General features: G+C 59.4%; 23 protein-coding genes and 1 pseudogene. 14 read left to right on the top strand and 10 right to left on the bottom strand.

All coding sequences use genetic code 11. The features are described from left to right. Window positions 1-28: 28 nt before the first annotated feature. Window positions 29-259, bottom strand: a pseudogene (locus V8P77_RS05830) (hypothetical protein); the annotation flags it as partial. 218 nt (window positions 260-477) lie between these two features. Between V8P77_RS05830 and V8P77_RS05835 the strand changes: the two are divergent. From V8P77_RS05835 to V8P77_RS05855, 5 genes are all read left to right on the top strand, one after another. Further along, the gene (locus V8P77_RS05835; RefSeq protein ID WP_335911218.1) at window positions 478-876 is read left to right on the top strand and encodes a DUF1236 domain-containing protein; all 399 of its coding nucleotides are present in this window, start codon (window positions 478-480) and stop codon (window positions 874-876) included. 116 nt (window positions 877-992) lie between these two features. Beyond that, window positions 993-1,862 (top strand): DUF1236 domain-containing protein, encoded by an 870-nt coding sequence (locus V8P77_RS05840; RefSeq protein WP_335911219.1) that lies wholly within the window; start codon window positions 993-995, stop codon window positions 1,860-1,862. Window positions 1,863-1,909: 47 nt separating this feature from the next. Beyond that, a complete protein-coding gene (locus V8P77_RS05845) occupies window positions 1,910-2,077 on the top strand; it encodes a hypothetical protein (protein ID WP_335911220.1) in 168 nt (55 codons plus the stop codon). After that, on the top strand, window positions 2,074-2,658 hold the full coding sequence (locus V8P77_RS05850) for a BA14K family protein (RefSeq protein WP_335911221.1): 585 nt from the start codon (window positions 2,074-2,076) through the stop codon (window positions 2,656-2,658). Before V8P77_RS05845 ends, V8P77_RS05850 begins: the two co-directional genes overlap by 4 nt. Before the next feature lie 122 nt (window positions 2,659-2,780). Continuing rightward, window positions 2,781-3,095, top strand: coding sequence for a hypothetical protein (locus tag V8P77_RS05855; RefSeq protein WP_335911222.1), 315 nt, complete (start codon window positions 2,781-2,783; stop codon window positions 3,093-3,095). A gap of 101 nt (window positions 3,096-3,196) precedes the next feature. Here V8P77_RS05855 and V8P77_RS05860 read toward each other — a convergent pair whose 3' ends face one another. Continuing rightward, the gene (locus V8P77_RS05860; protein WP_335911223.1) at window positions 3,197-4,090 is read right to left on the bottom strand and encodes a LysR family transcriptional regulator; all 894 of its coding nucleotides are present in this window, start codon (window positions 4,088-4,090) and stop codon (window positions 3,197-3,199) included. Between the two features lie 119 nt (window positions 4,091-4,209). On the opposite strand from V8P77_RS05860, the gene V8P77_RS05865 reads away from it, so the two are divergent. Further along, a complete protein-coding gene (locus tag V8P77_RS05865; protein ID WP_335911224.1) occupies window positions 4,210-5,223 on the top strand; it encodes a L,D-transpeptidase family protein in 1,014 nt (337 codons plus the stop codon). A 91-nt stretch (window positions 5,224-5,314) separates the two neighbouring features. Here V8P77_RS05865 and V8P77_RS05870 read toward each other — a convergent pair whose 3' ends face one another. Continuing rightward, on the bottom strand, window positions 5,315-5,545 hold the full coding sequence (locus V8P77_RS05870; RefSeq protein WP_335911225.1) for a hypothetical protein: 231 nt from the start codon (window positions 5,543-5,545) through the stop codon (window positions 5,315-5,317). Then, entirely contained in the window at window positions 5,542-6,897 is a 1,356-nt protein-coding gene (locus V8P77_RS05875) for a S8 family peptidase (protein WP_335911226.1), read from the bottom strand. The genes V8P77_RS05870 and V8P77_RS05875 overlap by 4 nt, the downstream gene beginning before the upstream one ends. Window positions 6,898-7,583: 686 nt before the next feature. On the opposite strand from V8P77_RS05875, the gene V8P77_RS05880 reads away from it, so the two are divergent. Next, window positions 7,584-9,365, top strand: coding sequence for a peroxidase family protein (locus tag V8P77_RS05880; protein ID WP_335911227.1), 1,782 nt, complete (start codon window positions 7,584-7,586; stop codon window positions 9,363-9,365). A 61-nt stretch (window positions 9,366-9,426) separates the two neighbouring features. On the opposite strand, the gene V8P77_RS05885 is transcribed toward V8P77_RS05880, so the two are convergent. Further along, on the bottom strand, window positions 9,427-10,218 hold the full coding sequence (locus tag V8P77_RS05885; protein ID WP_335911228.1) for a phenylalanine 4-monooxygenase: 792 nt from the start codon (window positions 10,216-10,218) through the stop codon (window positions 9,427-9,429). A gap of 123 nt (window positions 10,219-10,341) precedes the next feature. Between V8P77_RS05885 and V8P77_RS05890 the strand changes: the two genes are divergently transcribed. Further along, the gene (locus V8P77_RS05890; protein WP_335911229.1) at window positions 10,342-10,803 is read left to right on the top strand and encodes an Lrp/AsnC family transcriptional regulator; all 462 of its coding nucleotides are present in this window, start codon (window positions 10,342-10,344) and stop codon (window positions 10,801-10,803) included. A 30-nt stretch (window positions 10,804-10,833) separates the two neighbouring features. Here the strand turns inward: V8P77_RS05890 and V8P77_RS05895 are convergent, their stop codons facing one another. Further along, complete coding sequence (locus V8P77_RS05895; RefSeq protein ID WP_335911230.1) at window positions 10,834-11,313, bottom strand: Lrp/AsnC family transcriptional regulator; 480 nt, start codon at window positions 11,311-11,313, stop codon at window positions 10,834-10,836. Window positions 11,314-11,443: 130 nt separating this feature from the next. On the opposite strand from V8P77_RS05895, the gene hppD reads away from it, so the two are divergent. The 5 genes from hppD to V8P77_RS05920 all read left to right on the top strand — a co-directional run bounded on the left by hppD (window position 11,444) and on the right by V8P77_RS05920 (window position 17,373). After that, a complete protein-coding gene (hppD, locus tag V8P77_RS05900) occupies window positions 11,444-12,553 on the top strand; it encodes a 4-hydroxyphenylpyruvate dioxygenase (protein WP_335911231.1) in 1,110 nt (369 codons plus the stop codon). A 61-nt stretch (window positions 12,554-12,614) separates the two neighbouring features. After that, the gene (gene hmgA / locus V8P77_RS05905) at window positions 12,615-13,976 is read left to right on the top strand and encodes a homogentisate 1,2-dioxygenase (RefSeq protein WP_335911232.1); all 1,362 of its coding nucleotides are present in this window, start codon (window positions 12,615-12,617) and stop codon (window positions 13,974-13,976) included. Between the two features lie 54 nt (window positions 13,977-14,030). Further along, window positions 14,031-15,056: a fumarylacetoacetate hydrolase family protein gene (locus tag V8P77_RS05910; protein WP_335911233.1), complete on the top strand. Its 1,026-nt coding sequence runs from the start codon at window positions 14,031-14,033 to the stop codon at window positions 15,054-15,056. Then, entirely contained in the window at window positions 15,053-15,685 is a 633-nt protein-coding gene (gene maiA, locus V8P77_RS05915; RefSeq protein ID WP_335911234.1) for a maleylacetoacetate isomerase, read from the top strand. Before V8P77_RS05910 ends, maiA begins: the two co-directional genes overlap by 4 nt. 377 nt (window positions 15,686-16,062) lie before the next feature. Further along, window positions 16,063-17,373, top strand: a complete 1,311-nt coding sequence (locus V8P77_RS05920; RefSeq protein ID WP_373694574.1) for a hypothetical protein — start codon at window positions 16,063-16,065, stop codon at window positions 17,371-17,373. A gap of 36 nt (window positions 17,374-17,409) precedes the next feature. Here V8P77_RS05920 and V8P77_RS05925 read toward each other — a convergent pair whose 3' ends face one another. Continuing rightward, window positions 17,410-18,318: a COG3904 family protein gene (locus tag V8P77_RS05925; protein WP_335911236.1), complete on the bottom strand. Its 909-nt coding sequence runs from the start codon at window positions 18,316-18,318 to the stop codon at window positions 17,410-17,412. Between the two features lie 242 nt (window positions 18,319-18,560). Next, window positions 18,561-22,379 carry a vitamin B12-dependent ribonucleotide reductase gene (locus V8P77_RS05930; RefSeq protein WP_335911237.1) on the bottom strand — a complete coding sequence of 1,273 codons (3,819 nt, stop codon included), beginning with the start codon at window positions 22,377-22,379 and terminating at the stop codon, window positions 18,561-18,563. A gap of 122 nt (window positions 22,380-22,501) precedes the next feature. On the opposite strand from V8P77_RS05930, the gene V8P77_RS05935 reads away from it, so the two are divergent. After that, window positions 22,502-22,783, top strand: a complete 282-nt coding sequence (locus V8P77_RS05935; RefSeq protein WP_335911238.1) for a hypothetical protein — start codon at window positions 22,502-22,504, stop codon at window positions 22,781-22,783. Between the two features lie 187 nt (window positions 22,784-22,970). Here V8P77_RS05935 and V8P77_RS05940 read toward each other — a convergent pair whose 3' ends face one another. Next, window positions 22,971-23,561 (bottom strand): hypothetical protein, encoded by a 591-nt coding sequence (locus tag V8P77_RS05940; protein WP_335911239.1) that lies wholly within the window; start codon window positions 23,559-23,561, stop codon window positions 22,971-22,973. A gap of 194 nt (window positions 23,562-23,755) precedes the next feature. Beyond that, the gene (gpt, locus tag V8P77_RS05945; RefSeq protein WP_335911240.1) at window positions 23,756-24,250 is read right to left on the bottom strand and encodes a xanthine phosphoribosyltransferase; all 495 of its coding nucleotides are present in this window, start codon (window positions 24,248-24,250) and stop codon (window positions 23,756-23,758) included. Between the last annotated feature and the right edge of the window lie 120 nt (window positions 24,251-24,370).

Raw genomic sequence — 24,370 nt, forward strand, 5'->3', positions numbered from 1 at the left:
CTAATTGGCGTAGGAAGCTTCGTCTATTTGCGCGGATGACGTGCCGTTCTATCTCCGAGCAGGTCTCGTCATATTCCCGCACAAGGTTCGGATTGAACCGTTGCCGTCTAACCGCGTCGCGTGCTTCGACGGCCATCTGGTAGGCTTCGAAGAGCTGGAGCTGCCACGGGTCGCGGGTTTCCATGATCAGCTTGCGCATCTGCGGCAGGCGCATCGCCAGGCGCCTGCGTCCCGCCTCCCGACGGTTGGATCGTGCCATCTCCTTCAGTCTCCTCCCATCTCCTTCAGTCTCCTCAATGCCCGCGACCACAGGGCCTTCCGATCCGCAATTAGCGCCGGTGACCGATATTGAAATGGGTCTTGGGACCAAAGGCCGGGACCCATCGGACTGAGGTCCGGGGCGTGGAACGACCCTGCCTCCAGCTAGTTGGTTTGCCAGCGGTCACGAAGGCCGCCTCGAAACAGAAGGAGGAGAAAATGCTCTCCAAGCTTATCGTCGGTGCGGCAACTGCCGCGACCCTCATGTCGGGCGTCGCATTCGCCCAGTCGTCGACCGTCAATGGTGCTGCCGGTGGTGCTGTCACCGGTGCAATCGTCGGTGGCCCCGTCGGCGCAGCTGTTGGCGGCGTTGCCGGCGCCGTTGTTGGCACTGCAATCGATCCACCGCCAGAAAAGGTCGTCACCTATGTCCGCGAGGCTCCGGCACCATCGGCGCGCGTGGTCGTCAAGGAGAAGATTGTCGTCGGCCAGCCCCTGCCGGAGACGGTCGTCGTGACGCCTATTCCGGATGATCCGACCTATGCTTATGCGGTGGTCAATGATGAACGTGTCATCGTCGAACCGTCGTCCCGCAAGGCGATCCAGGTCATCAAGTGACCTGATGCGACGCAGCCATTGCCGCGTCATTGTTCCGGAAATCATCTTAAAACCTGAGAACCGCCGCACGACAGACGGAAGCGCCGTCGTGCGGCCAAAAAAGCAGAGAGATTGTTATGAAGACCAAGACACTCGCCGTGCTGATGACGGCACTCTCGATCGGCGTTTCGCCGGTCGGTATCATTTCCGCCTCCGCGCAGGATGCACCGATCCTTCCCAAGAAGGGTGCTGCCCAAAACAACCAGTCCAGCGGTGGTGCGACCCAGCAACCGGATGCGGGGGGCGCCACCTCCTCGGGTGGCGCAGGAGCATCGAGTAGCCAGGATGCGCAGCAGCAACCTTCCGGCTCCGACGGAAACTCGTCGGGGGCGTCGACCGGAACCTCCACGGATGGCTCCTCAGGTCAGACGACAACTCAGCCCGGTGCCAAGACGCAGTCCGGAAGCTCGACCGAAACCGGCTCCGGCGTCGCAGGCACGGACACCTCCGGCGGAAGCCCGGATGCTTCGAAGTCTTCCAAGTCGGGGCAGTCCTCGACGGAAAGCCAGAAGCCTGCCGGCAGCCAGGACACCGGCACATCGACCGGCTCCGGCGAGACCCAGAAGTCCGGCGACGCGAAGTCTTCCAGCGGCTCGACTGAGACCCAGTCGAACAGCAAGACCAACAACACATCCGTCGACAGCAACACTCAGAACACCACGAAGACCGAGACGAACAACACGACCAATGTGAACATCTCCGTCGAGCAGCAGACGGAAATCCGCCAGGTGGTGAAGGAAGTTCAGGTCGAGCCGGTGCGGGAGGTGGACTTCACGGTTTCGGTCGGCACGACCATTCCGAAGAAGATCAGGCTCGAGCCGCTGCCGCCGCGGATCGTGGAGATCGTACCGCAGTACAAGGCCTACCGTTTCTTCCTCCTCGCGGACGGCCGGATCGTCATCGTCGATCCTTCTGCATTCACGATCGTCTACATCATCTCGGCATAACGGCCGGTGCCCGGCGGCGACTGCCGCCGGGTTCGAGGAGAGGGAACATGATCTATTCCGAAGAGAAATCCGCAGGTCTGGCCGTGCCGCTGATCGTCATCCTGTTGGCAATCGCCGGCATTGTCGCCGTGCTTGTCGCCATCGGCGACCGACATGATAGCACCGCCGGCCGCGTCTGGGTCCCGCAGGCTCAGCAGCAGGGGGCAGGACAATGAAAGCCGTCGCATCCGTCGTCTTTGGAATCTTGAGCTCGGTCGGGGCCTGCATGGCTGCCGCATCTGTCGCGTCCTATGTCGTCGCGGACTCAGAACCTCAAGCCTTCAAAGACCTGACGTCACACGATCTGTGGACGACGACACCGGTGAAAGTCGATATCCGGCAGCAGCACTACGAGCGAATTCCGCCTCTCTACTCGAGCTACGTCACCGAGGCGCCTGCTATCACGACCTCAAGGGCGAAGCCGGTTTCCGCTCGCCCGTCAACAGCCAAACTCCAGACACCGCAGCCAAAGCTTTCCGCCGAGCACCTTGCTTGGTGCACGCAACGCTACCGTTCCTTCGACCCTGCGACCAATAGCTATCGATCCTATAGCGGCGGGACCCGCGAGTGCTCTTCGCCGTTCCAGAAGATCGTCGCCGAAGCCGATGAAGGCGTCGCCACGAAGGTGAATGCACAGGCGGCGGCTCGGTGCGCTGCTCGCTACAGGTCGTATCGCCCGGAGGACAATACTTATCAACCATGGGAAGGACCAAGGCGCAGCTGCGACACTTCAGATCTCGTCGCAACGAGGGATTGATCGATTGGCTGCGGCGGCGAAGAACGTACAGAACCGCACCGATATGGTCACTCAGACCAAAGTCCATGTTGCAAACGCTGTGGTTGTGATACCGGGTTGCATTCGAACGTCGGAGATCGGGGATGGCGACGACGCTGATAACGGAAATCCAGCAGGCGCAGATAAGGCTTCCGTTCTTGAGCAGGGCGGACCGTGGCGCTCTTATCGTTCGCATTCTGCGCGAGCTGAAGACGCATAGGCAGCAGGTCCTCGGCCATGTCCCGGCCGAGCGCTGCGTTTGGATCGACACGCTGATTGAGTCCGTGTCCTCGACGATATCGGAAATCGCCGCCATGCAGGACGCCGAGTTCAATCGAGTCTTGAGCGAATTCGAAAAGCTTATGGCGACGCTCGATGGAATTTCGCATGCGGAGAAGCAGTCAAAGATAATTCATTGAGAGGGTCACCGATGGGCGTTCAATTTAGCGCCCCACCGAAAGCGATCCCTGCGCGTCAGCGTTCCCTACTCAAAGGGCGCCCAAGAAAAGGAAGATGTCTATCAAGCTCGATGGCGCAAGGCGTCCACGAGCGCCACGAAAGCCGGAGAGGACTGCCTTCTGCTGGGATAGTAGAGATGGTAGCCATCCCAGTGTGGCGAAAAGGCTTCCAGCACGCGTCTCAGACGGCCTTCCGCGATATGAGGAAGAGCGACGTCTTCCGGAACGTATGCCAGGCCAAGCCCATCCAGCGCCGCTTCCACACTCTGATAGGCGTTGTTGAAGGCAAGCTGTCCCTCGACCCTGATCCTGATCTCTTTCCCGTTGTCTTCGAACTCCCATGCCCAGAAGCCGCCATATGTGGGCAGGCGTTCGTTGATACAGTTATGGCGGACGAGGTCCTGTGGATGCTCCGGAACTCCCTTGCCGTCGAAATAAGAGGGCGTCCCGACGACGGCAAAAGGGAAATCAGGGCCGATGCGTGTGGAGATCATGTCCTTCGCCACCTGCTCCCCCATTCGGACGCCGCCGTCGAAGCGCTCGGTCACGATGTCAGACAGCCCGTTTTCGCGTATCAGCTCCACCTTGATGTCAGGGTTGTTCGGTAGGAAGCGCTGGAGTTTCGGCCAGATGATCCATTTGATCGCGTGATCGGATGCCGTGATGCGAATGTTCCCCGCGGGCCTGTCCCGGAGCTCGGTGAGAGCGTCGAGTTGAGCATCGATCTCGTCGAAGTGCGGTCCCACGCCTTGGAACAACCGCTCCCCGGCGTCGGTGAGCGAAACTGCCCGCGTGGTACGGGTCAGAAGCCGGATTCCGAGCCGCGTCTCGAGCTGGCGGACAATGTGGCTGAGCGCCGATTGAGACACGCCCAGCTTCGCAGCCGCTCGCGTAAAATTCTTCTCCCGGGCGACCGCCAGAAAGGCCATCAGGTCATTGACGCTCTCGCGTGGCATTCACGAGCTCCTTCGGATCGAATGGCCGTTGTACTGAATTTGCAGAGACTGGACATTGAAATCATCGTGAACACCTGCCTGGCTCGGTTCGCACTGGAACAAGTTGCTGCGCCGGCCATTTGTCGTCCATGAAAATAGCCCTGCCGATGTCGCTGCTCGCTCTGGCCTTCTCCGTTGGCGGCGCCACCGCGCGGGAGCTCCGACCCGAAGACATCAATACTGCGTCGATTATGTCCATTGGGACTGAGAAGCCGGCGCCGGGAGATCCAGACCCGGCGATCGTCCGCCTTCAGGTTCTGCTCGACCGTGCAGGCTCGTCTCCCGGCGTGATCGATGGCCTCTCCGGCGAAAATGTCGACAAGGCCGTGGCCGGCTTCGAGGCGATGAACAATCTGTCTGTCGATGGGATGCTGGGTCCAGAGGTCGCCGCCCGTCTGGAAGGCAATACCCCTATCGTTGCCCCGATCGTTGAAAGCCATGTCGTCTCGCCAGAGGATGCCGCGGGTCTCGTTGACAAGATCCCTGAAGACTATGGCGAGAAGGCAAAGATGCAGAGCTTGGGATATACGAGCGTTGCTGAGAAATTATCCGAGCGGTTCCACATGGGTATCGACCTCGTGCATGCACTCAACCCGGCTTCGCAGTTTGCTCCTGGCGACACGGTGTGGGTGGTGAACGCGGGTCCTCCAAAGGAAGGAAAGGTCAAGAGGATCGAGGCGGACAGGAAGACCGGGCAGGTACTCGCCTATGCGGCGGATGGATCGCTGCTTGCAGTCTATCCAGCAACGATCGGAAGCGAAGACAATCCGGCGCCGTCAGGCAAGCACAAGGTCAAGGGTGTCGCGAGGATGCCGGTCTACAGATATGACCCGAAGCGCAACTTCAAGCAGGGAAAGAACGACAAGGTCCTGACGATCCCGAAAGGGCCGAACGGTCCTGTTGGTACGGTCTGGATCGACCTGACCGAACCGACCTATGGAATACATGGGACACCTGAGCCGAAGCTCATCGACAAGGTGGGCTCGCATGGCTGCGTGCGGCTGACGAATTGGGATGTCGAAGAGCTGGCTGGCATGGTCAAGCCAGGGGTCGTGGTTGACTTCGTCAATCGAAGTTCGGCCACGCCGAAGTGAGGGGGAATATGTTGAAAACCCCCACCCTTCTCTGCTTGTCACTGACGACCTGCGGCTCAGCGCCTGCGCACAGGCCGTGCCGCCTGCATGATCAGTTCGCTTGAGTCTTGTATGCGGCATCTTGCCGAACTGAAGCGACTCCCTTTACCGCGCGAAGCGCATCGAGCGCGTCAGGATTGACACTACCGTTGACAATCATGAAGCGCTCGTGGCTTTGCACCTGTTCGAGGCCTTGCGACTTCAAGTCGCCAACGACCTCTCCCAAACTGCGGGCACCGTTTTTGTCGATCCGAATGGTAACTTCAATCTTATCGGTCGTCATACCTCGCCGCTTCCTCTTGCCTGGAGCAGGCCCTTGCCAACATCCCTAGCAGGGGAAGATAGAGGCTTTGTAAGCTGAATCAAGCGCGCCCATAGCGCCCATCCGCGAAACTTCGGATCAGACTGAGCAATAAGAGCCGCGACGCCGGCGACATGTGGGGTCGCCATGCTGGTGCCATCCCATCGGTCATACTTATCATCGGGCAAGCTCGAAAATATATCGACGCCAGGAGCGGCAATGTCCACTTCCTGACCAGGATTCAAACCGCCGCACGAGAACGACGCCGGCGCGAAGGAGCGATCCACGGCGCTAACTCCCAGGATCGTGGACGCGTTCGCCGGAGAACCAACTGGGTTAATCTGTTGAGGACGGGAACTTTCGTTGCCAGCGGCGGCAACAACTAAGGTTCCGGCGTCTAAACATACCTGCCCAATTTGCTCGTAGTCGTCACTCGGCGCATCTCCAATTTGCGTTGCAGCGCCTAACGACATCGAAATAACATGGCAGCCCTCGTCCAGCGCCCATTCCATGCCGGCAATGATCGACCGGTCAGTACCGAAGCCGTCGTCGCCCAGCACCTTTCCAGCGTAGATTTCCGCCTCATAGGCGATGCCGTAACGTGGGCCGCTGGTCGGTCGCAATGGACCGCATGCCGTCCCAATGCAATGCGTTCCGTGACCGTGAACATCGCCTTCGGAACTACGTGTTGCAAAGAGCTTCTTGGTGACTGAACGGCCGACGAAATCCTGATGAGTTTCGTCAAATCCGGTATCCAGCACCGCCACCTTGATGCCGACCCCGCTCAGCTCACCTTCGATAGCCCTGATAGCCTGCAGTCCCCAAGTGTTGCTGGTCTCGTCAAAGGCAGCTCGGGCCACAAGCCCCTCTGGCCCCTTTTTGCCCAATAAGCGATCGACCAGTTCGTTCACTGCGTCACGATAGCCGAGCAGGTAGTCACGGTCCAAAGAGGTTGCAACGCCGCCCACCGTTCCCTGTGCGAGGTCTAGCCGCTTCGTCAGCGGGCCGCCGAGGGCACGATAGGATCGCTCCGGCCGAGCCGCGCTGATCACCTTCCGCTGCATGGCATTTTGCAACATGGGCTTCAGTCTCTCGCCGTCCCGGCGCACAATTGCGATTCCGAAACGTTCGAAGTACTGAACATCAGCGCCATCGAAATCATTTGGCACCGCCACGGCGCTGCGAAAATCTTTGGACGACGCGACACGGAAGCCGCCTTTTTCGAGTTGCTGTACCCCCTCGCTCCTTGCTTTGGGTGTAAATCGCATCACCATGCCAAGACCCGATGTGCCATCGCCCGGTGCGTTGGCCCTGCCTCGTGTTGATTTCGCCATGATACCAACTCTCCCCCCATCTTTCAGGTTTCAAAGCAATACAAAAGCCGCAAGCTTGGCGCGGCATAACCGTTAATCGAGCCGAAACTCGCGTTCGGGACAGCGGCGGCCCTAAAGGTAGATCGATGCGGATTGACCAGATGTTTTTTCCGCTGACTTGCCTCGAGAACACAAAGCTTTGCCAACCGAAAATTGGAGCGTTCGGCAAGCAAGCATAATAAATTGTACCTTGTAGCTCGATTTCGGGATGTACTTCCCCTGGCCGAAATCTCGGCGGCAAATATACATCTTATTGTTGAGTTAGCAAACCAAAATTCTAGCGGTCGTTCGCCGGCGTTTCATTGCTTTTCAGGCAGCCTATACTTCTGCATCTCCTTCCCTTTGGATTTCCTCGTCATTTCTGTGCGTGAGGAGGCCTGTCCGATTATCGATACTGCCGTGCAATAAAGGACTTGCCGCGAAAAGCGCCGGCGATGCCGGCTGTGGCACCGCTTACACCGAGGCGCCAACCGCGGGGCAGGGGGTACGATGCCCACAAAACGAGTGCGCTGAATCCGCACAGATATCGACTGGGTTTACGGGTAATTTACCAACTTTAAGATGAATAATAGCCCAATATGATTAGTTGACTTCGCGTTCTAGGTGTATGAATTATCCCGCGGGCTGGAAAACGGAGGGTGTTGCCAATGGCAATCGTTTTTCAATCGCACGGGGGTGCGGAGAAAGAGCGCGCAGTTCCAGGGCCGAGCGTTCGGGCCGGGCGGCCAGCGACGGGTGACGTCGCGGTCGATGAAGAAGCTGACTTCGGTTATTTCGTTCCGCCATTAGATGCGCCGGAGAATTACCTTCCCAACACGGCGGAAACGCTTGGGGAGCTCGATGAACTCGGCGAAATGATGATCGATGTTGTCGCGACGCCGACGAGCGAGGATCCGACGGAAGATTCCACGCTCCCGCCTGTGTTCACATATTGGGGACAATTCCTGGATCACGAGCTGACGGCCCGAACTGATCGCGAAGGGGCGATCTCGAGCATGGTCAACGCTCACCCGCCTGTCGCCTCGTCGACAGTGGAGAGCCAGTTCAGGAATGCTCGCTCGCCCCGCTTCGATCTGGATAGTGTCTACGGCGGATCTGCAGTCGGCGAGGGGATCGATGCAGATGTTGTCAAAGTGATCTCCGGCCTTCGCCACCCCACGTTGACAAACAAAATGCGTGTCGGGACAGCCGTCGATCCGGGGCCACTTCCAGACAACCTCGACGAACATCGCGACCTTCCTCGCTATGGCCAGGTCCAGTCGTCTGTCCGGGAGGCGGCTTTACGTCTGGCGGAAGCCGCGATGACTCCCGAGGCGTTTCAGAAATTCTCTGATACCTTGGCCCAGCGCGCGATAATCGGGGATAATCGCAACGATGAAAATCTCGTCGTCGCGCAGTTCCATCTGAGCTTCCTCCGGTTTCATAACAAGGCAGTCGACTATCTTGCATCCCATGACACGGGCTGGATCGCCGATTTCAGCTCGGCGCAGGCTCTGACAAGACTTCATTACCAATGGTTGATTGTCGAAGGATATCTCAAAGGCGTTTGCGATCCGGTTGTGGTGGACCGCGTCGTCAATGATCGGGCATCTCACTTCTTCAAGTTCAGAGCCGAGTTCGATGCGCGGAGGCAGAATACCCGGCTCGGCAATGCTCTGCCGTTGGAGTTCTCCACCGCAGCCTATCGGTTCGGTCATTCCATGGTCAGAACCTTCTATGACTACAACAAGAACTTTGGGCGGCCGGGCACAGGTATTCTACCGCGCGCCACCTTGAGGTTGCTTTTCGAATTCACGGGCGGCGGCGGCAGGCTGGATGACAACAAGAAGCTGCCCAAGAACTGGATTATCGACTGGACGCGCTTTACGGGAGCCGATCCCCATGATGCGGGCGATGGGGAGCCCGCCCGTCTTGCCAGGAGGATTGATACGGAACTTGCTCCGCCATTGCATACGCTGTTCAAGGAGGGTGAAGACCAGACCGACCAACAGCTTAAGGATTTATTCAAGAACCTGGCAAGGAGGAACCTTCGTCGGGGCTACAATCTCAGGCTTCCGACGGGTCAGGCTTTACACAAGCATCTCAACCAGATTGGCGCAGTGCAGTCCTCGCCGATCCAGGATGTCTCGGCATTGTTCGCCGCGAAACCCGATCTGCAGAACTTCCTCGCCGGTACTGCATCGCGTTTCCACGAGCGTACACCGCTCTGGTTCTACATTCTGGCCGAAGCCGAGGCTGCAGGCGGAAATCGATTGGGCGAAGTCGGGAGCTGTCTCGTGGCGTCGACCTTCGTGGGCGTGCTGCTTGCGGATCCGGACTCGGCTCTTTCGCGTGGGTTCACGCCCACCCAGAGCCCTCTCAAGATGCCGGACAACTCACCGATCGACTCGATCGCCAAGTGGATGCGGTTCGCGGCGGTCATGCAGTAGTGCTCGCAAGACTGTTGCCTCGCCGCATCGCGGCGAGGCAAACCGCCCTATCATCCGCGATTCACGAAGCCTTGGCTTCGAAAGCGGGGGCGAAATCACCCAGCGATTTTGCCTTGAGGATCGTGGCCTCGATATCCTGCTCCACGATCGCCTCGAGGTCGGCGAAGCTGTCGATGACATAGTAGATCGGCTGGAGGATATCGATCCGGTAGGGCGTCCGGAGCACGCTCAGCAGATCGAACGGCCGGAATTCGCACGCCTTGCCTTCCATTGCCGCCTTCGCCTCGCTTGGCGACGAGACGATGCCCGCGCCGAAGCAGCGGCGTCCCTGCGGCGTATTGATCAGCCCGAATTCGACGGTGAACCAGAAGATCCGGAACAGATGCCAGGAATAGCCCTTGCCGAGCCGGACGGCCGTTTCGCCGAAATGCCGGACGAAATTGGCATAGCTCTGGTTGGTGAGCATGGGGCAATGGCCGAAAACCTCGTGAAACAGGTCCGGTTCCTCGATATAGTCGATATGCTCGCGACGGCGCAGGAAGGTTGCAAGCGGGAATTTGCCTTGCGACAGAAGTTCATAAAAGCGCGAGGGCGGAATGAGCGCCGGCACGCCTTCGACACCGAAGCCGGTGGTCTCGTTCAGGCGTCTGTTGACGTCGAGAAGCTGCGGCACCTTGTCGGGCTTGAGCCCCAGCATCTTGACGCCGTCCAGATACTCGCGGCAGGCCATGTCGGAAAGCAGCGTCATCTGACGCCGGTAGAGTTCGCCCCAGATCGAATCTTCATCCGGGGTGTAGTCATAGAGACCATCCGGGCCGGGCAATTTGGCGGTGTAGCTGCTTTCCTTGGTCATAGGCTGATCCTCCCGAGAACGGCGCTTTTGCTGCCATTATGATCCGAGTTTGGAGGATTTTCTTTTCTTTCATGCTGGCAATCGCCATAATGGTGGCAAATCTTCCCGAATGTGATGCGGAAAATGAAAGAACCTGGGAATTTTCGCCGTAAGCTTCTGCAGCTCGTCCAGGCCGACGGCAGCCTGTCGCTGGCCGACCTGGCGGAAATGGCCGGCATGTCGCAGAGCTCGGCCTGGCGGAAGATCCAGGAACTGGAAGCCGACGGCGTCATCCGCAAGCGTGTGACATTGCTCGATCCTGGCAAACTCGATCTCAAGCTCTGCGTCATCGCGCATGTCACGCTGGAGGATCACCACGAAGAGGCGGTGGCGTCTTTCGCTGCGGTGGTGCTGGAGCGGCCTGAGATCATGGAGTGCTACGCCCTGTCAGGCGCCTTCGATTACATGCTGAAGATCCGGGCAAGCGACGTGGAAAGCTATGAAGCCTTCATGACCCGCTATCTCATGCGCAACCCGCATGTGCGCACGGTTGTCTCGAGCTTCGTGCTGCGCGAGCTGAAATTCTCGACCGAACTGCCGATCTAGATATGACTGCGCAGGGCGATGCCGTCGACATCAGTGGCCCGGCATCAGCACCGGAAAACCTTCGAATGTCTTCAGCGTGTCGAGCACGATCGACGTTTTCACCTGCTGCACCGACTCGTGGGGCAACAGAACGTCGTTGACGAATTTCGAGAGGTCGGCGAGCCCGCGGGTCGCGACCGTCAGGTGATAGTCCATTTCACCGGTCAAAGCATAGGCTTCGAGCACTTCCGGCAGTCCGTTGATCAGCTGGGAAAATCGGCGGGCATTGTCTCTGTTGTGGGTCGCAAGCGTCACGGAAATGACCACCAGCATATCGAGACCCAGCTTCTGCCGATCGAGGTAAGCGCGGTAGCTGCGGATATATCCTTCAGCCTCAAGTCTCGTGCGCCGGCGCGAGCATTGCGAAGGTGAAAGCGCAATCCGCTCACCCAACTCGTTGTTCGTCAACCTGCCGTCTTTTTGAAGTTCCTGGAGCAGGCGCAAATCCAATTTGTCGAGCGGCTCATCCATTGCACGAAATCTCCAAAACACTCACGGATCGTGCATAATCTCTTCCAGGAGCGTAAAGAATGCAAGAACTTTGCACGCGTTTTGGGCCACACTTTGCATATCAAATGCAATCTCCTCTGGAGGAAAGAAAATGGGTCCTTTCCCGCATGACGCGCCGCCCTCGGAAATCACCGCCGACAATCCGGCCGGCACCGACGGCTTCGAATTCGTCGAATTCGCCCATCCCGAGCCCGAGACGCTGCGCGAGCTCTTCACGCGCATGGGCTACGTCGTGGTCGCCAGGCACAAGACGAAAGATATCACCGTTTGGCGACAGGGTGACATCAACTATGTGCTGAACGCCGAACCCGGCAGCCATGCCGCGCGTTTCGTCGCAAATCACGGTCCCTGCGCCCCGTCGATGGCCTGGCGCGTCGTCGACGCTAAGCATGCGTTTAACCACGCAGTGTCAAAAGGTGCTGTTCCCTATGAAGGGGACGACAAGGCGCTCGACGTGCCGGCGATTGTCGGCATCGGCGGCTCGCTGCTCTATTTCGTCGAGACCTATCGTGCCAAGGGATCGGCTTACGAGGCCGAGTTCGATTGGCTCGGCGAGCGCGACCCGCATCCTGAAGGCATCGGCTTCTATTATCTCGACCATCTGACGCACAATGTCTTTCGCGGCAACATGGACAAGTGGTGGGATTTTTACCGCAATCTGTTCAATTTCAAGCAGATCCACTTCTTCGACATCGATGGACGCATCACCGGTCTGGTCAGCCGCGCCATCACCTCGCCCTGTGGCAAAATCCGCATTCCGCTGAATGAATCGAAGGACGACACCAGCCAGATCGAGGAATATCTGAGGAAGTACAAGGGCGAGGGCATTCAGCACATCGCCGTTGGAACGGAGGATATTTACGACGCCACCGACAGGCTTGCCGATAATGGCCTTCGCTTCATGCCGGGTCCGCCGGAGACCTATTACGATATGTCCTATGAACGCGTGAACGGCCATAGCGAACCTGTCGAACGCATGAAGAAGCACGGCATCCTCATCGATGGCGAAGGTGTGGTGAATGGCGGCATGACGAAAATCCTGCTGCAGATCTTCTCCAAGACCGTCATCGGCCCGATCTTCTTCGAGTTCATCCAGCGCAAGGGCGACGAAGGCTTCGGCGAAGGCAATTTCCGGGCTCTTTTCGAGTCGATCGAGGCCGATCAGATCAAGCGTGGTGTCATCGGGACTGCAGCGGAGTAAACTCACTAGCGCCGCGCATCTTTCAGACGCGCGGCGCTGGAGTTTTCGGGGAGGAGTGAGCATGGACCAGACATCGATCCAGACGTCGGATGGTGAAGCCGCGACGGCAAACACGCTGAAATACATGCCGGGGTTCGGCAATGACTTCGAAACCGAGTCGCTCCCCGGCGCCTTGCCGCAAGGCCAGAACAGCCCGCAGAAATGCAACTACGGTCTTTATGCGGAGCAGCTTTCCGGCTCGCCGTTCACCGCGCCGCGCGGGACCAACGAAAGGTCCTGGCTTTATCGCATCCGCCCGAGCGTGCGTCATACCCGCCGCTTCTCCAACGCGTCCTATCCGCTCTGGAAAACGGCGCCGTGCCTCGACGAACATTCGCTTCCTCTCGGCCAGCTTCGCTGGGACCCCATCCCCGCGCCCGCAGAGAGGCTGACATTCCTTGAAGGGGTGCGGACCATCACCACGGCAGGCGATGCCACCACCCAGGTGGGCATGTCCGCCCATGCCTATGTCTTCAATGAGGACATGGTCGACGATTACTTCTTCAATGCCGATGGTGAACTGTTGATCGTGCCGCAGCTCGGCGCCATCAGAGTGTTCACCGAAATGGGGATCATGGACGTCGAGCCCCTGGAAATATGCCTCATCCCGCGCGGCATGATGTTCAAGATTCTGAAGGGCGGCGAGCAGACGGTCTGGCGTGGCTATATATGCGAGAACTACGGCGCGAAATTCACGCTGCCGGACCGCGGGCCGATCGGCGCCAACTGCCTGGCAAACCCGCGCGACTTCAAGACACCTGTCGCCGCATTCGAGGACAAGGAAACGCCGTGCCGCGTCCATGTGAAGTGGTGCGGAAAATTCTACGTCACGGATATCGGCCACTCGCCGCTCGATGTGGTGGCTTGGCATGGCAATTACGCCCCTTACAAATACGACCTGCGGACATTTTCGCCGATCGGCGCCATCCGCTTCGATCATCCCGATCCGTCGATCTTTTCGGTTCTGACCGCGCCCACCGAAGATGCCGGCACGGCGAATGTCGATTTCGTGATCTTTCCGCCGCGCTGGCTGGTCGCCGAGCACACGTTCCGGCCGCCCTGGTACCACCGCAACATCATGAGCGAATTCATGGGCCTGATCCATGGCCAGTATGACGCCAAGGAGGAGGGCTTCGTGCCTGGTGGCATGAGCCTGCACAACATGATGCTTCCCCACGGGCCGGACGCGCTCGCCTTCGAAAAGGCATCCAATACCGAGCTCAAACCGGTGAAGCTCGATCACACCATGGCCTTCATGTTCGAGACCAGGTACCCGCAGCAACTGACGAAATACGCAGCCGAGCTCGAGACGCTGCAGGATGATTACCTGGAATGCTGGGACGGCCTGGAACGCAAGTTCGACGGAACCCCTGGTATCAAGTGAGGGGCATCAAGTGATGCATCAGGTGAAGTCATCCTCCGGCACGGAATTTCGGACATGAAACTTGCAACGTTAAAAGACTCCACGCGGGACGGCCGGCTCGTCGTCGTTTCCTGCGACCTGACCCGCTGTTCCGAGGTCGGTCATATCGCCCGGACATTGCAGGCAGCACTCGACGACTGGGAGCATGTGGCTCCGAGGCTCGCGCTGATTGCCGAAGGCGTCGAGACCGGCGCCCAGCCGACGATCCGGTTTCACGAACATGACGCTACGTCACCTCTGCCGCGCGCCTACCAATGGGCCGACGGCTCCGCTTACGTCAACCATGTCGAACTGGTGCGCAAGGCACGCGGCGCCGAGATGCCGGCGAGCTTCTGGACCGATCCGCTGATCTATCAGGGCGGTTCGGATGCTTTCCTCGCGCCGCGTGACCCGATCGTGATGGCCGACGAGGCTTATGGGATCGACATGGAGGGCGAGGTCGCCGTCATCACCGGCGACGTCGCGATGGGGGCCAGCCCCGAGGCCGCACGCGACGCCATCCGCCTGGTAATGCTCGTCAATGACGTGTCGCTGCGCGGTCTGATCCCGGGTGAATTGGCCAAGGGATTTGGTTTCTTCCAGTCGAAGCCGGCATCGGCATTTTCTCCGGTCGCCGTGACGCCGGATGAGCTTGGAGATGCCTGGGATGGCGGCAAGCTGCATCTTCCGCTGCTGGTCAGCTTGAACGGCAAGCCGTTCGGCAAGGCGAACGCCGGTATCGACATGACGTTTGATTTCGGCCAGTTGATCGCCCATGCCGCCAAAACCCGCAATCTCCTGGCCGGAACGATTATCGGCTCGGGAACGGTGTCCAATAAGCTGGACGGCGGCCCGGGCAAACCGGTGGAAGAGGGGGGAGACGGCTACTCCTGCATTGCCGAAATCAGGATGATCGAGGCGATCGACACCGGATCGCCGAAGACCCCCTTCATGAAGTTCGGGGATCAGGTCCGCATCGAGATGAAGGATCATGCCGGCCATTCGATCTTCGGCGCGATCGAGCAGACGGTCGAAAAATACTACGGGGCAGACCCGCGATGAACGAGGTCGTCCTTTACGACTACTGGCGATCATCGGCGAGCTATCGCGTCCGCATCGCGCTCAATCTCCTGGGCATCGATTACAAGACCGTGTCCATCAACCTGTTGGACGGCGCGCACAGGACGCCGGAATATCTGGCCCTCAACCCGCAGGGGCTGGTGCCGACATTGGTGATCGACGGGAAAACACTGACGCAGTCGCTGGCCATCGTCGAATATCTGGCTGAGACCCGGCCGGAATACGGATTGCTGCCACCTGACATTGCCGATCGCCAGAAAGTCCGCGCCCTCGCATATGCGGTCGCCATGGACATCCATCCGATCTGCAACATGCATGTCGTGTCGCATCTGATGAGCATGACGGATAAGCCCGATGCCCGCGAGGAATGGATGAAGTATTTCATCGCAGACGGGCTGCGCAAACTGGAAGCCATGATCGGCAAAGCCGATGGCGCGTTCAGCTTTGGGGACGCGCCGACGATGGCGGACCTCTGCCTCGTTCCCCAGGTCTACAACGCCCGCCGCTGGGGAGTGGAGTTGACCGCTTTCAAGCGCATCGTCGACATCGATAGCAAATGCGCCGAACTGCCGGCCTTCCAGGCGGCGCATCCTGACCGCGTCAGACCGTAGCGGCAGACCAGCCGGGACAACATCCGAAGACTCACTGCCTTTCCTGCAACTCTCGCATCAATTGTCGGCACGTATCGGATCGCGTGGACGGGGGCTCACGATCGCGGCGAGGAGCCGCCGTTTACCTTGTATCATCACTTCTGATTGTGCCGCTTGCCAGAAGATTGGTCCTTTTGCATTGATTATATGCTGTTGGGGTAGGTCTGAAATGTTCTCGTCAAAGCTGTCGATCTTCAAACTCGTGATGGACACGGGTTTGGTCGCATTGAAAGCTGACGGTCTCATCGCAAGGATTCGATGATCGCCCGGCAATAGGTGGGCAAGATATGCTGCGAGTGACGACAGGAGAGATATACGTGCTCGAAGGCTGGAGAAGCATGCGGAAATCCGTCTCGTTCATATCGGTGCTGCTGGCGTTCGTCGCCCTTGCCGCGGAGGCACATGCGGCCATTTCCTACCAACGTCTGGACGGCGCGCCGGGAGAGCGCGCCCTGGCGATAAAAGGCGTGTTCGAGAGTTCCGACGATCCGATGACGCTTGTCGACGAATATACGCAGTACCAGCCGAACTATGTCACCTTTGACTCGCCCGGCGGAAACGTGGTCGCCGCGATCAGGTTCGGCCGGGCCCTCCGCCTGCTGAATGCAAGAACGGTCCAGATCAGAGCCGCCGAGTGCGCATCGGCTTGCGCCTTCGCCTTCGTCGGTGGCGTTGAAAGGTTTGCAGAGCCGGGCTCCATCGGCGTGCATCGGGTTTCGCTATCCGACGATGCCGGCATGGACAACAAATTGGTAGTCTCGTCGGTTCAATCGCTGACCGGCGAGATCATCGGATATCTCACCGATATGGGGGTAAGCCCCAATTTGCTGCAGCTCAGCCTGTCGATCGACAGTGACGACATACGATATCTTACCTCTGCCGAAATGCGGGACTGGAACATCATCACGCCCGAGAACATGCCCTCGCCACCGGCAAGCACGTCGCCACAGCCGGACGCCGCGCCAGAGCTGAGCGCAACACCCGCCGTCATGCCATCGGACCCAAGCGCTTCCGAGGAGGCCACCGCATCCGCACCCGGCGACCTGACCACGGAGGCGGTTGATTTCGTCAACCGATACAATGACGAATGGTCGAAAGACAGTGCCTCTGCGTTGGCCTTTATGAAGGGTGTCTATGCCGACGAGGTCTCCTTCTTCGGAAACTCGGTCGACAAAGACGCCGTCCTGAAGGAAAAGGCAGCCTTCGCCCAACGCTGGCCGGAGCGCATCTACAGCGTCAAGCCGGGCTCCGTGACTGCCAGCTGCGCCGGAAAATGCGAAATGTCAGGAATTGTCGAGTGGTTTGCCCGAAACCGGGATACGGGTAGGACTTCCTCCGGGATGGCGGAATTCTCTTTCGTGTGGAACACGGCGTCGCTGCAGATCGAGTCCGAGACCGGAAAGGTTCTCGCCACGGACAAGGGAGCCAAAGCGCCGGATCGGTTGATCCATCAGTGGATAGGACTGGACGACATCTGCCGCGGCAGCACCGATCGCTACGGCATCGAGACGGAGCGGGCCTGCAAACGACGCGACCAGATCGGTCCACTGCTCGATCGCGTTGACTGGTGTTATGGCCACAACGATGAACCCGAGAGCGATAAGATGTGGCACAAATGCGATGCCAATTCCTATAGGTATGGAGAGTAAGCATCGCCGGTCCGCGGGCGAGGCGCGGTAGTTTGTCTAGCAGCCGTCAAGCACCTTGATCCTCGAGACCAGAGTCTTGCCAAACACATAGGTGGTCTGGACATCGGCGCGCCCCCGGCAGCGACGGCCGTCATTGGTGACGTATTCGTAGGAAACCCGGACATCATCATTGCCGCGCAGCGCCGTGCCTGTGAGTTTGAGCGGCTGCGACATTGCGCCGAAGAAGGTGTGGATCGACGCTTCGTTGAAGGGGCCTTGGCCGCGCTTCTCCGGAACGACCAGCGCCGAGGCGGTTTCACCATCGGCTGTGGCGAGCGCGGAGTAGAAGGCCGTCACCGTGCCCATGGGATCGTGCGGAAACGTCTTGCTCGCCTCGGACGCCGGATCAGGTCCGTCCTCGTCAATCGCGTCGTAAGTGATGCCCACGGACTGCGCCTTGGCGGCCGTCAGCCACGCGATGCCTTCAGGTGGTGCCGACGTCACGTAGGCGATGGCAGTCTCGGGCAACCCAAGCTGGTTGAGATAAGCTCCGACCAGTGCGTTGGCGACACCACTCTCGCTGGCCTTGCCGTCGACCACGCGATAGGCGGCATGGAAACCGATATTGGATTCGGGCTGAAGAAACCGCTGCGAACCGGCAAGCCAGGTCAGGGCGCAAGCCGACGCGCACAAGGTCCCCGGCGGTGTGGCCGTCGCAAAGCCTCGAAGGCGGATGGCGCGCCCGATCTCAATCCCGGCTTTGAGATCCCCGCCCTCGCTGTTTAGAAAAACAAGGGCCTTGCTGGAGGCAGCGGCCAGGTTTCTGAAGACGATTTCGTCGCCTTCGTTCAAGACGCCTGTGACGGAGATCAGGTCCGTGTCGCCCTCCAACGGCTCTCGCGTGATCTCCGCCGCAGACAGAGGAAATGCGCATAGAAACAACATCCCAGCAACGATGTAACGCATTGATTCCCCCGCGTTCGTGATCGCTATTCAACATTGCGGCGATTGTTCTTGCAAGCCTGCTTGCACCTCACCAGGTAGGCTATGGGAAGTGAGAAGACCGCGGCGTCTATCTCGAGCTTCGAACGAGTGGCGATCGTCTCGGCCAAATAAAAGACCGCCGGCAGCTGACTGTCGGCGGCTTTCACTATCGATCAGTTTGTGTCGGACGTCTTTCAACGAGACGCGTTAGACAACAAGCCCGCTCAGCTGCACCCACTCGTCGCACCACACGTGTCGCACTTCTCGCAAGTCCCATTCCTCACCATCGTGAAGTTCTGGCACTCCGAGCACATGTTGCCGGTATAGCCCTGCATGATCGAGCGCTGGCGGCGTTCGGCTTCGCGCTTCTTCGCTTCGGATTTCGCCGTTGCCGCGTCGGCTGCCGCCTTGTCGGAGAAGAGGGCTGTCGCGTCGCTGGTGAGTTCCTCGGTCACCTCTTCGGCGATCTCTTCCGCCAGTTCCTTGGCGCGCTCTTCGTAATCGCGTTTGAAGGCGACGATTTCGGAGGTGGCGATGGCGACCGTTGGCTCCAGCTTGCGGGCAGCGCTGCCTGCAAAAGCGGTCACGGTGCCGGTGGAAGCGGCGCGGGCAGGGGCGGCGGTGGCCGCACCCTTGGGCTCGGCCGCCGCCTGGCGTTCGCCGCCGGTGCCGGGCACCAGCGTCGGCTTGTAGCCGCGGGTCCAGCCGGTGGAGAGCAGGTTGGTCTTGCCTTCCTGGATGCCCTTGCCGAGCGCCGTGTTCGAGAAGTCGGATGTATCGACATGCGCGAGGTCGTGGCGGCCGAGATAGGAGACGGCCAGCTCGCGGAAGACATAGTCGAGGATCGAGGTGGCGTTCTTGATCGCGTCATTGCCGATGACCATGCCGGCCGGCTCGAACTTGGTGAAGGTGAAGGCCTCGACATATTCCTCGAGCGGCACGCCATATTGCAGGCCGAGCGAGATGGCGATGGCGAAATTGTTCATCATCGCACGGAAGGCAGCGCCTTCCTTGTGCATGTCGATGAAGATCTCGCCGATGCGGCCGTCGCCGAATTCGCCGGTGCGCAGATAGACCTTATGTCCGCCGACGGCGGCCTTCTGGGTATAGCCCTGGCGGCGGTTCGGCAGCTTCTCGCGTTCGCGCGAAACGCGCTCGACCACCCGTTCGATGATCTTTTCGGTGATGGTGACGGCCTGGGCGGCGAGGGGTGCCTGCAGCAGTTCCTCCAGCGCATCCTCGTCGTCCTCGTCCTCGATCAGCGAGGAATTGAGCGGCTGCGACAGCTTCGAGCCGTCGCGATAGAGCGCATTGGCCTTGAGGCCAAGCTTCCAGGAGAGCATGTAGGCGTTCTTGCAATCCTCGACGGTCGCCTCGTTCGGCATGTTGATCGTCTTGGAAATCGCGCCCGAGATGAACGGCTGGGCAGCCGCCATCATGCGGATATGGCTTTCGACCGAGAGGTAGCGCTTGCCGATCTTGCCGCAGGGATTGGCGCAATCGAAGACCGGCAGGTGTTCCGCCTTCAGGAAGGGAGCGCCTTCCAGCGTCATCGCGCCGCAGACATGGATATTGGCGGCTTCGATATCCTTCTTCGAGAAGCCGATATGGTCGAGCAGGCTGAAGCTCATGTCGGCGAGCTGTTCGTCGGAAACCTTCAGCGTCTCCTTCAGGAAGTCGGCGCCGAGCGTCCACTGGTTGAAGACGAACTTGATGTCGAAGGCGCTCTTCAGCGCGGCGTTGACGGCTTCCACCTTCTCGTCGGTGAAGCCCTTGGTCTTCAGCGTCGACGGATTGACAGCCGGCGCCTGGTTCAGGTTGCCGTGGCCGACGGCATAGGCCTCGATCTCGGCGATCTGGCTTTCCGAATAGCCGAGCGTGCGCAGTGCGTCGGGCACGGCGCGGTTGATGATCTTGAAATAGCCGCCTCCGGCGAGCTTCTTGAACTTGACGAGGGCGAAGTCGGGCTCGATGCCTGTCGTGTCGCAGTCCATGACGAGACCGATCGTGCCTGTCGGCGCGATGACCGAGACCTGCGCATTGCGGTAGCCATGCTGTTCGCCAAGCTCGAGCGCCTTGTCCCAGGCCGCTTTGGCGTGGGCGACGAGATCCTGGTCCGGGTTTTCCGAATGGATCAGCGCGACCGGGTTGATCGACAGCGCCTCATAGCCGGAGCTCTCGCCATGCGCCGCACGGCGATGGTTGCGAATGACCTTGAGCATGCTCTCGCGGTTCGGCGCGAAGTTCGGGAACGGGCCGAGCTCCGCAGCCATTTCGGCCGAGGTGGCATAGCAGATGCCGGTCATGATCGCGGTCAGCGAGCCTGCGATGGCGCGGGCTTCGGCGGAGTCATAGGGAATGCCTGACGACATCAGCAGGCCGCCGATATTGGCGTAGCCGAGGCCGAGCGTGCGGTATTCGTAGGAGAGTTCGGCAATACGCTTCGACGGGAACTGCGCCATCATGACCGAGACTTCGAGCACGACGGTCCAGAGGCGAACCGCATGTTCGTAATCGGCGATGTTGATGCGCTTGGTAGCCTTGTCCTTGAACTGCAGCAGGTTCAGCGAGGCAAGGTTGCAGGCGGTGTCGTCGAGGAACATGTATTCCGAGCACGGGTTCGAGCCGCGGATCGGGCCGCCGGCCGGCGAAGTGTGCCAGTCGTTCATCGTCGTGTTGAAATGGATGCCGGGATCGGCCGAGGCCCAGGCAGCATAGGAAATGGTTTCCCAGAGATCGCGCGCCTTCAGCGTCTTCATCACCCGGCCGTCCTTGCGGGCGGTCAGGTTCCATTCGCCATCATTCTCGACGGCGCGCAGGAAGTCGTCCTTGATCGAGACGGAGTTGTTGGAGTTCTGGCCGGATACCGTGAGGTAGGCTTCTGAATCCCAATCCGTGTCGTAGGTCTTGAATTGGAGATCCTTGTAGCCCTGGCGAGCAAACTGGATGACACGCTGGACGTAGTTCTCGGGAACCTGGTCCTTCTTGGCGGCGCGGATTTCGCGCTTCAGGGCAGGGTTCTTGTTGGGGTCGTAGCAATCGCCGTTATCGCCGCCTTCGCAATTGAAGCAGGCCTTCATGATCGCCTTCAGATGCTTGGCGACGACCTTGGAGCCGGTCACGAGAGCCGCGACCTTCTGCTCTTCCTTGACCTTCCAGTTGATATATTCCTCGATATCCGGGTGGTCGATGTCGACGACCACCATCTTGGCGGCGCGGCGCGTCGTGCCACCCGATTTGATGGCGCCGGCGGCACGGTCGCCGATCTTAAGGAAGCTCATCAGGCCGGATGAGCGGCCGCCGCCGGAAAGTTTTTCGCCTTCGCCGCGCAGCATCGAGAAGTTGGAGCCGGTGCCGGAGCCGTATTTGAACAGGCGCGCTTCACGCACCCACAGGTCCATGATGCCGCCTTCATTGACGAGATCGTCCTCGACGGACTGGATGAAGCAGGCGTGCGGCTGCGGGTGTTCGTAGGCCGACTTGGACTTGGTCAGCTTGCCGGTGAAGGGATCGACATAGAAATGGCCCTGGCCGGGGCCGTCGATGCCGTAGGCCCAGTGCAGGCCGGTGTTGAACCACTGCGGCGAGTTCGGGGCGACGCGCTGGGTGGCGAGCATATAGGCAAGCTCGTCCTTGAAGGCAGAGGCATCTTCCTCGGAGGAGAAATAGCCGCCCTTCCAGCCCCAATAGGTCCAGGTGCCGGCAAGACGGTCGAAGACCTGGCGCGCATCGATTTCGGAGCCGGTCTGCTCATCCTTCGGCAGGTTCTTCAGCGCAGCATCGTCGGGAACGGAGCGCCACAGGAAGGAAGGAACATCGTTTTCCTCGACCTTCTTCAGCCGTGTGGGAACGCCGGCCTTGCGGAAATACTTCTGCGCCAGCACGTCGGTCGCGACCTGGGAGAACTGCGCCGGAACATCGATATTCTCGAGGCGGAACACGACCGAACCGTCAGGGTTCTTGATCTCGCTCGTCGCCTTGCGGAATTCTATATCCGCATAGGCGCCTTGGCCGGCCTTCGTGAAACGACGTTCGATGCGCATAGTCTTGACCTCGCGTTGGCGCCCGGTCCCCACGACCTCAGGCGCAAAATTCCTATCCGGCGGCACTTTGTCATCGTGCAGCCAGTCTCGTTTCCGTATCGTGACAGGGGTGTCATCCGGAGATGTCCTTCCTGTATCTTGTGGTGATGGTGGCTGCAAACGCTAAATATAGTATTAACAGCTTATTATCGCCAGCCCCGATGTCACTTTTTTTGGAGGCTGAAAACCGCGCAGAAGTCCTGTCTGGCCTGAACCGTTCCCGGTCCATCGCCCTGATTCCGCGTCCTAATTTTCAAAAGGGAACCGGGCTCGTTACCTCCGGTCCTGTCGCCGCCGCAACATCAGGAGCAGTAAAGTTTGAAACAGCTGATTCCGTCAAGGGCTGGCTTTTAATTGATTGCTAACCACAACATGTTGTGGATGCGCCTGTGGAGATTGGGGAAAGCCGGGGAGCGCTGATATTACAATGGCTTGCAGGCGTTGCCGGCTAAGGAAAACCTCGGAATGGCAAAAAAGCATCCTGCGGCAAATCTTGTGATGGCATTTCCGGCGAAAATGGGCATGCCGATTCGCCGGTGAAATCAGCTCTTTTTAAAGCGCATCGATGGCGATGGTGACGATGGCGACGCCAATCGGCCTATTCTCTTCGTCCATGACGACAAAGCTCGCTTGCGTCTCGAGATTCTGGGTGGATTCATTGCGTTCGGCCCGATCGATGAAGATCTCCCGGGAGCCGTTGGCGAAGGTTCTGAGATATTTCTCCTCGTCGCCCTGCCAATAGTCGGCGGTGATGGTGCTCTGCCCGACATTCAGTCCGTGCGAATCCGTGACGAAAAATTCGAGAACCGCGCCCTGCGAGGCGTTCTGTTTTTCCCTCAGGTAATGCGACACGGTTTTGTCGAGCAGCAGCTTGACCATCTGCAGCTGGTGCTGATTAACCTCCGATCGGTAGGTCTCATCGAGCACCAGCATATCCATTTCGCTGACATTGCCGAATTTCGCGTTCTGCTCGGCAATGGCTTTCAGCACCAACGGCGTTTCCACTATTGGCCGGATCCGGTTTTCGACATAGTCCCGCACGAGGGGGATGTAGGCAAGCTCAGCGAGAACGGGCGCCAGCGGCAACAGAAAGGCCGCCAGCCCGACGGTCACAACCGCTCCTATATGCCCCCACCGCGCCATCTTGCTTCCTTATATCACATCGTTCGTTGCACGCTTTAAGCGCAACCTGAGATGATTCGCACGTCGCCAAGTCTATTAGGACAAGATAAAATAGATGTGCAGATCCCGATAGCGGATTCAGGAAACCTCGCCGACAAAATCTGGAACAATTTCAAGTAGTAAATACGAAGGTCGCGCGCTGTGATCGATGGCGATCAGCCGGCGCCCTTGGCGATCGGCTCCTGATAGGTGAAGCCCATGTCCCAGGGGAAGTAGATCCAGGTGTCCTGGCTCACCTCGGTGATGAAGGTGTCGACGGTGGGCACACCCTTCGGCTTGGCGTAGACACAGGCGAAATGTGCCTTCGGCAGCATGGTGCGCACCTGGGCGGCGGTCTTGCCGGTATCTGTCAGATCGTCGATTACCAGCACGGTTTCGCCGCCATTCTCCATAAGTTCGGGCGCTATTCCCTTGAGCAGCACCATGTCGCCCTGGTTCACATAGTCATGATAGGAAGCGACGCAGACGGTCTCGATCAGCCGGATGTTCAGTTCGCGCGAGATGATCGCGGCCGGAACGAGGCCGCCGCGGGTGATGCAGACGATCGCCTTGAACGTCTGATTCAAGCCGGCAAGCCGCCAGGCAAGGGCGCGCGCATCGCGGTGGAACTGATCCCAGGAAACGGGAAAGGCTTTATCGGGAAGGGACATCGGGCTGCTCCGCGGCATGAAAAAACAACACGCCGTTTGCCGGCGACCGGATGGGCTTGAAGCGGCGATTGGCAAAACGCAAATCGCGCAGCCGGAACTGCGCGAGATGGGGCCGAGGCT

The sequence above is a fragment of the Rhizobium aouanii genome (assembly GCF_037002925.1).
Taxonomy (GTDB): domain Bacteria; phylum Pseudomonadota; class Alphaproteobacteria; order Rhizobiales; family Rhizobiaceae; genus Rhizobium; species Rhizobium aouanii.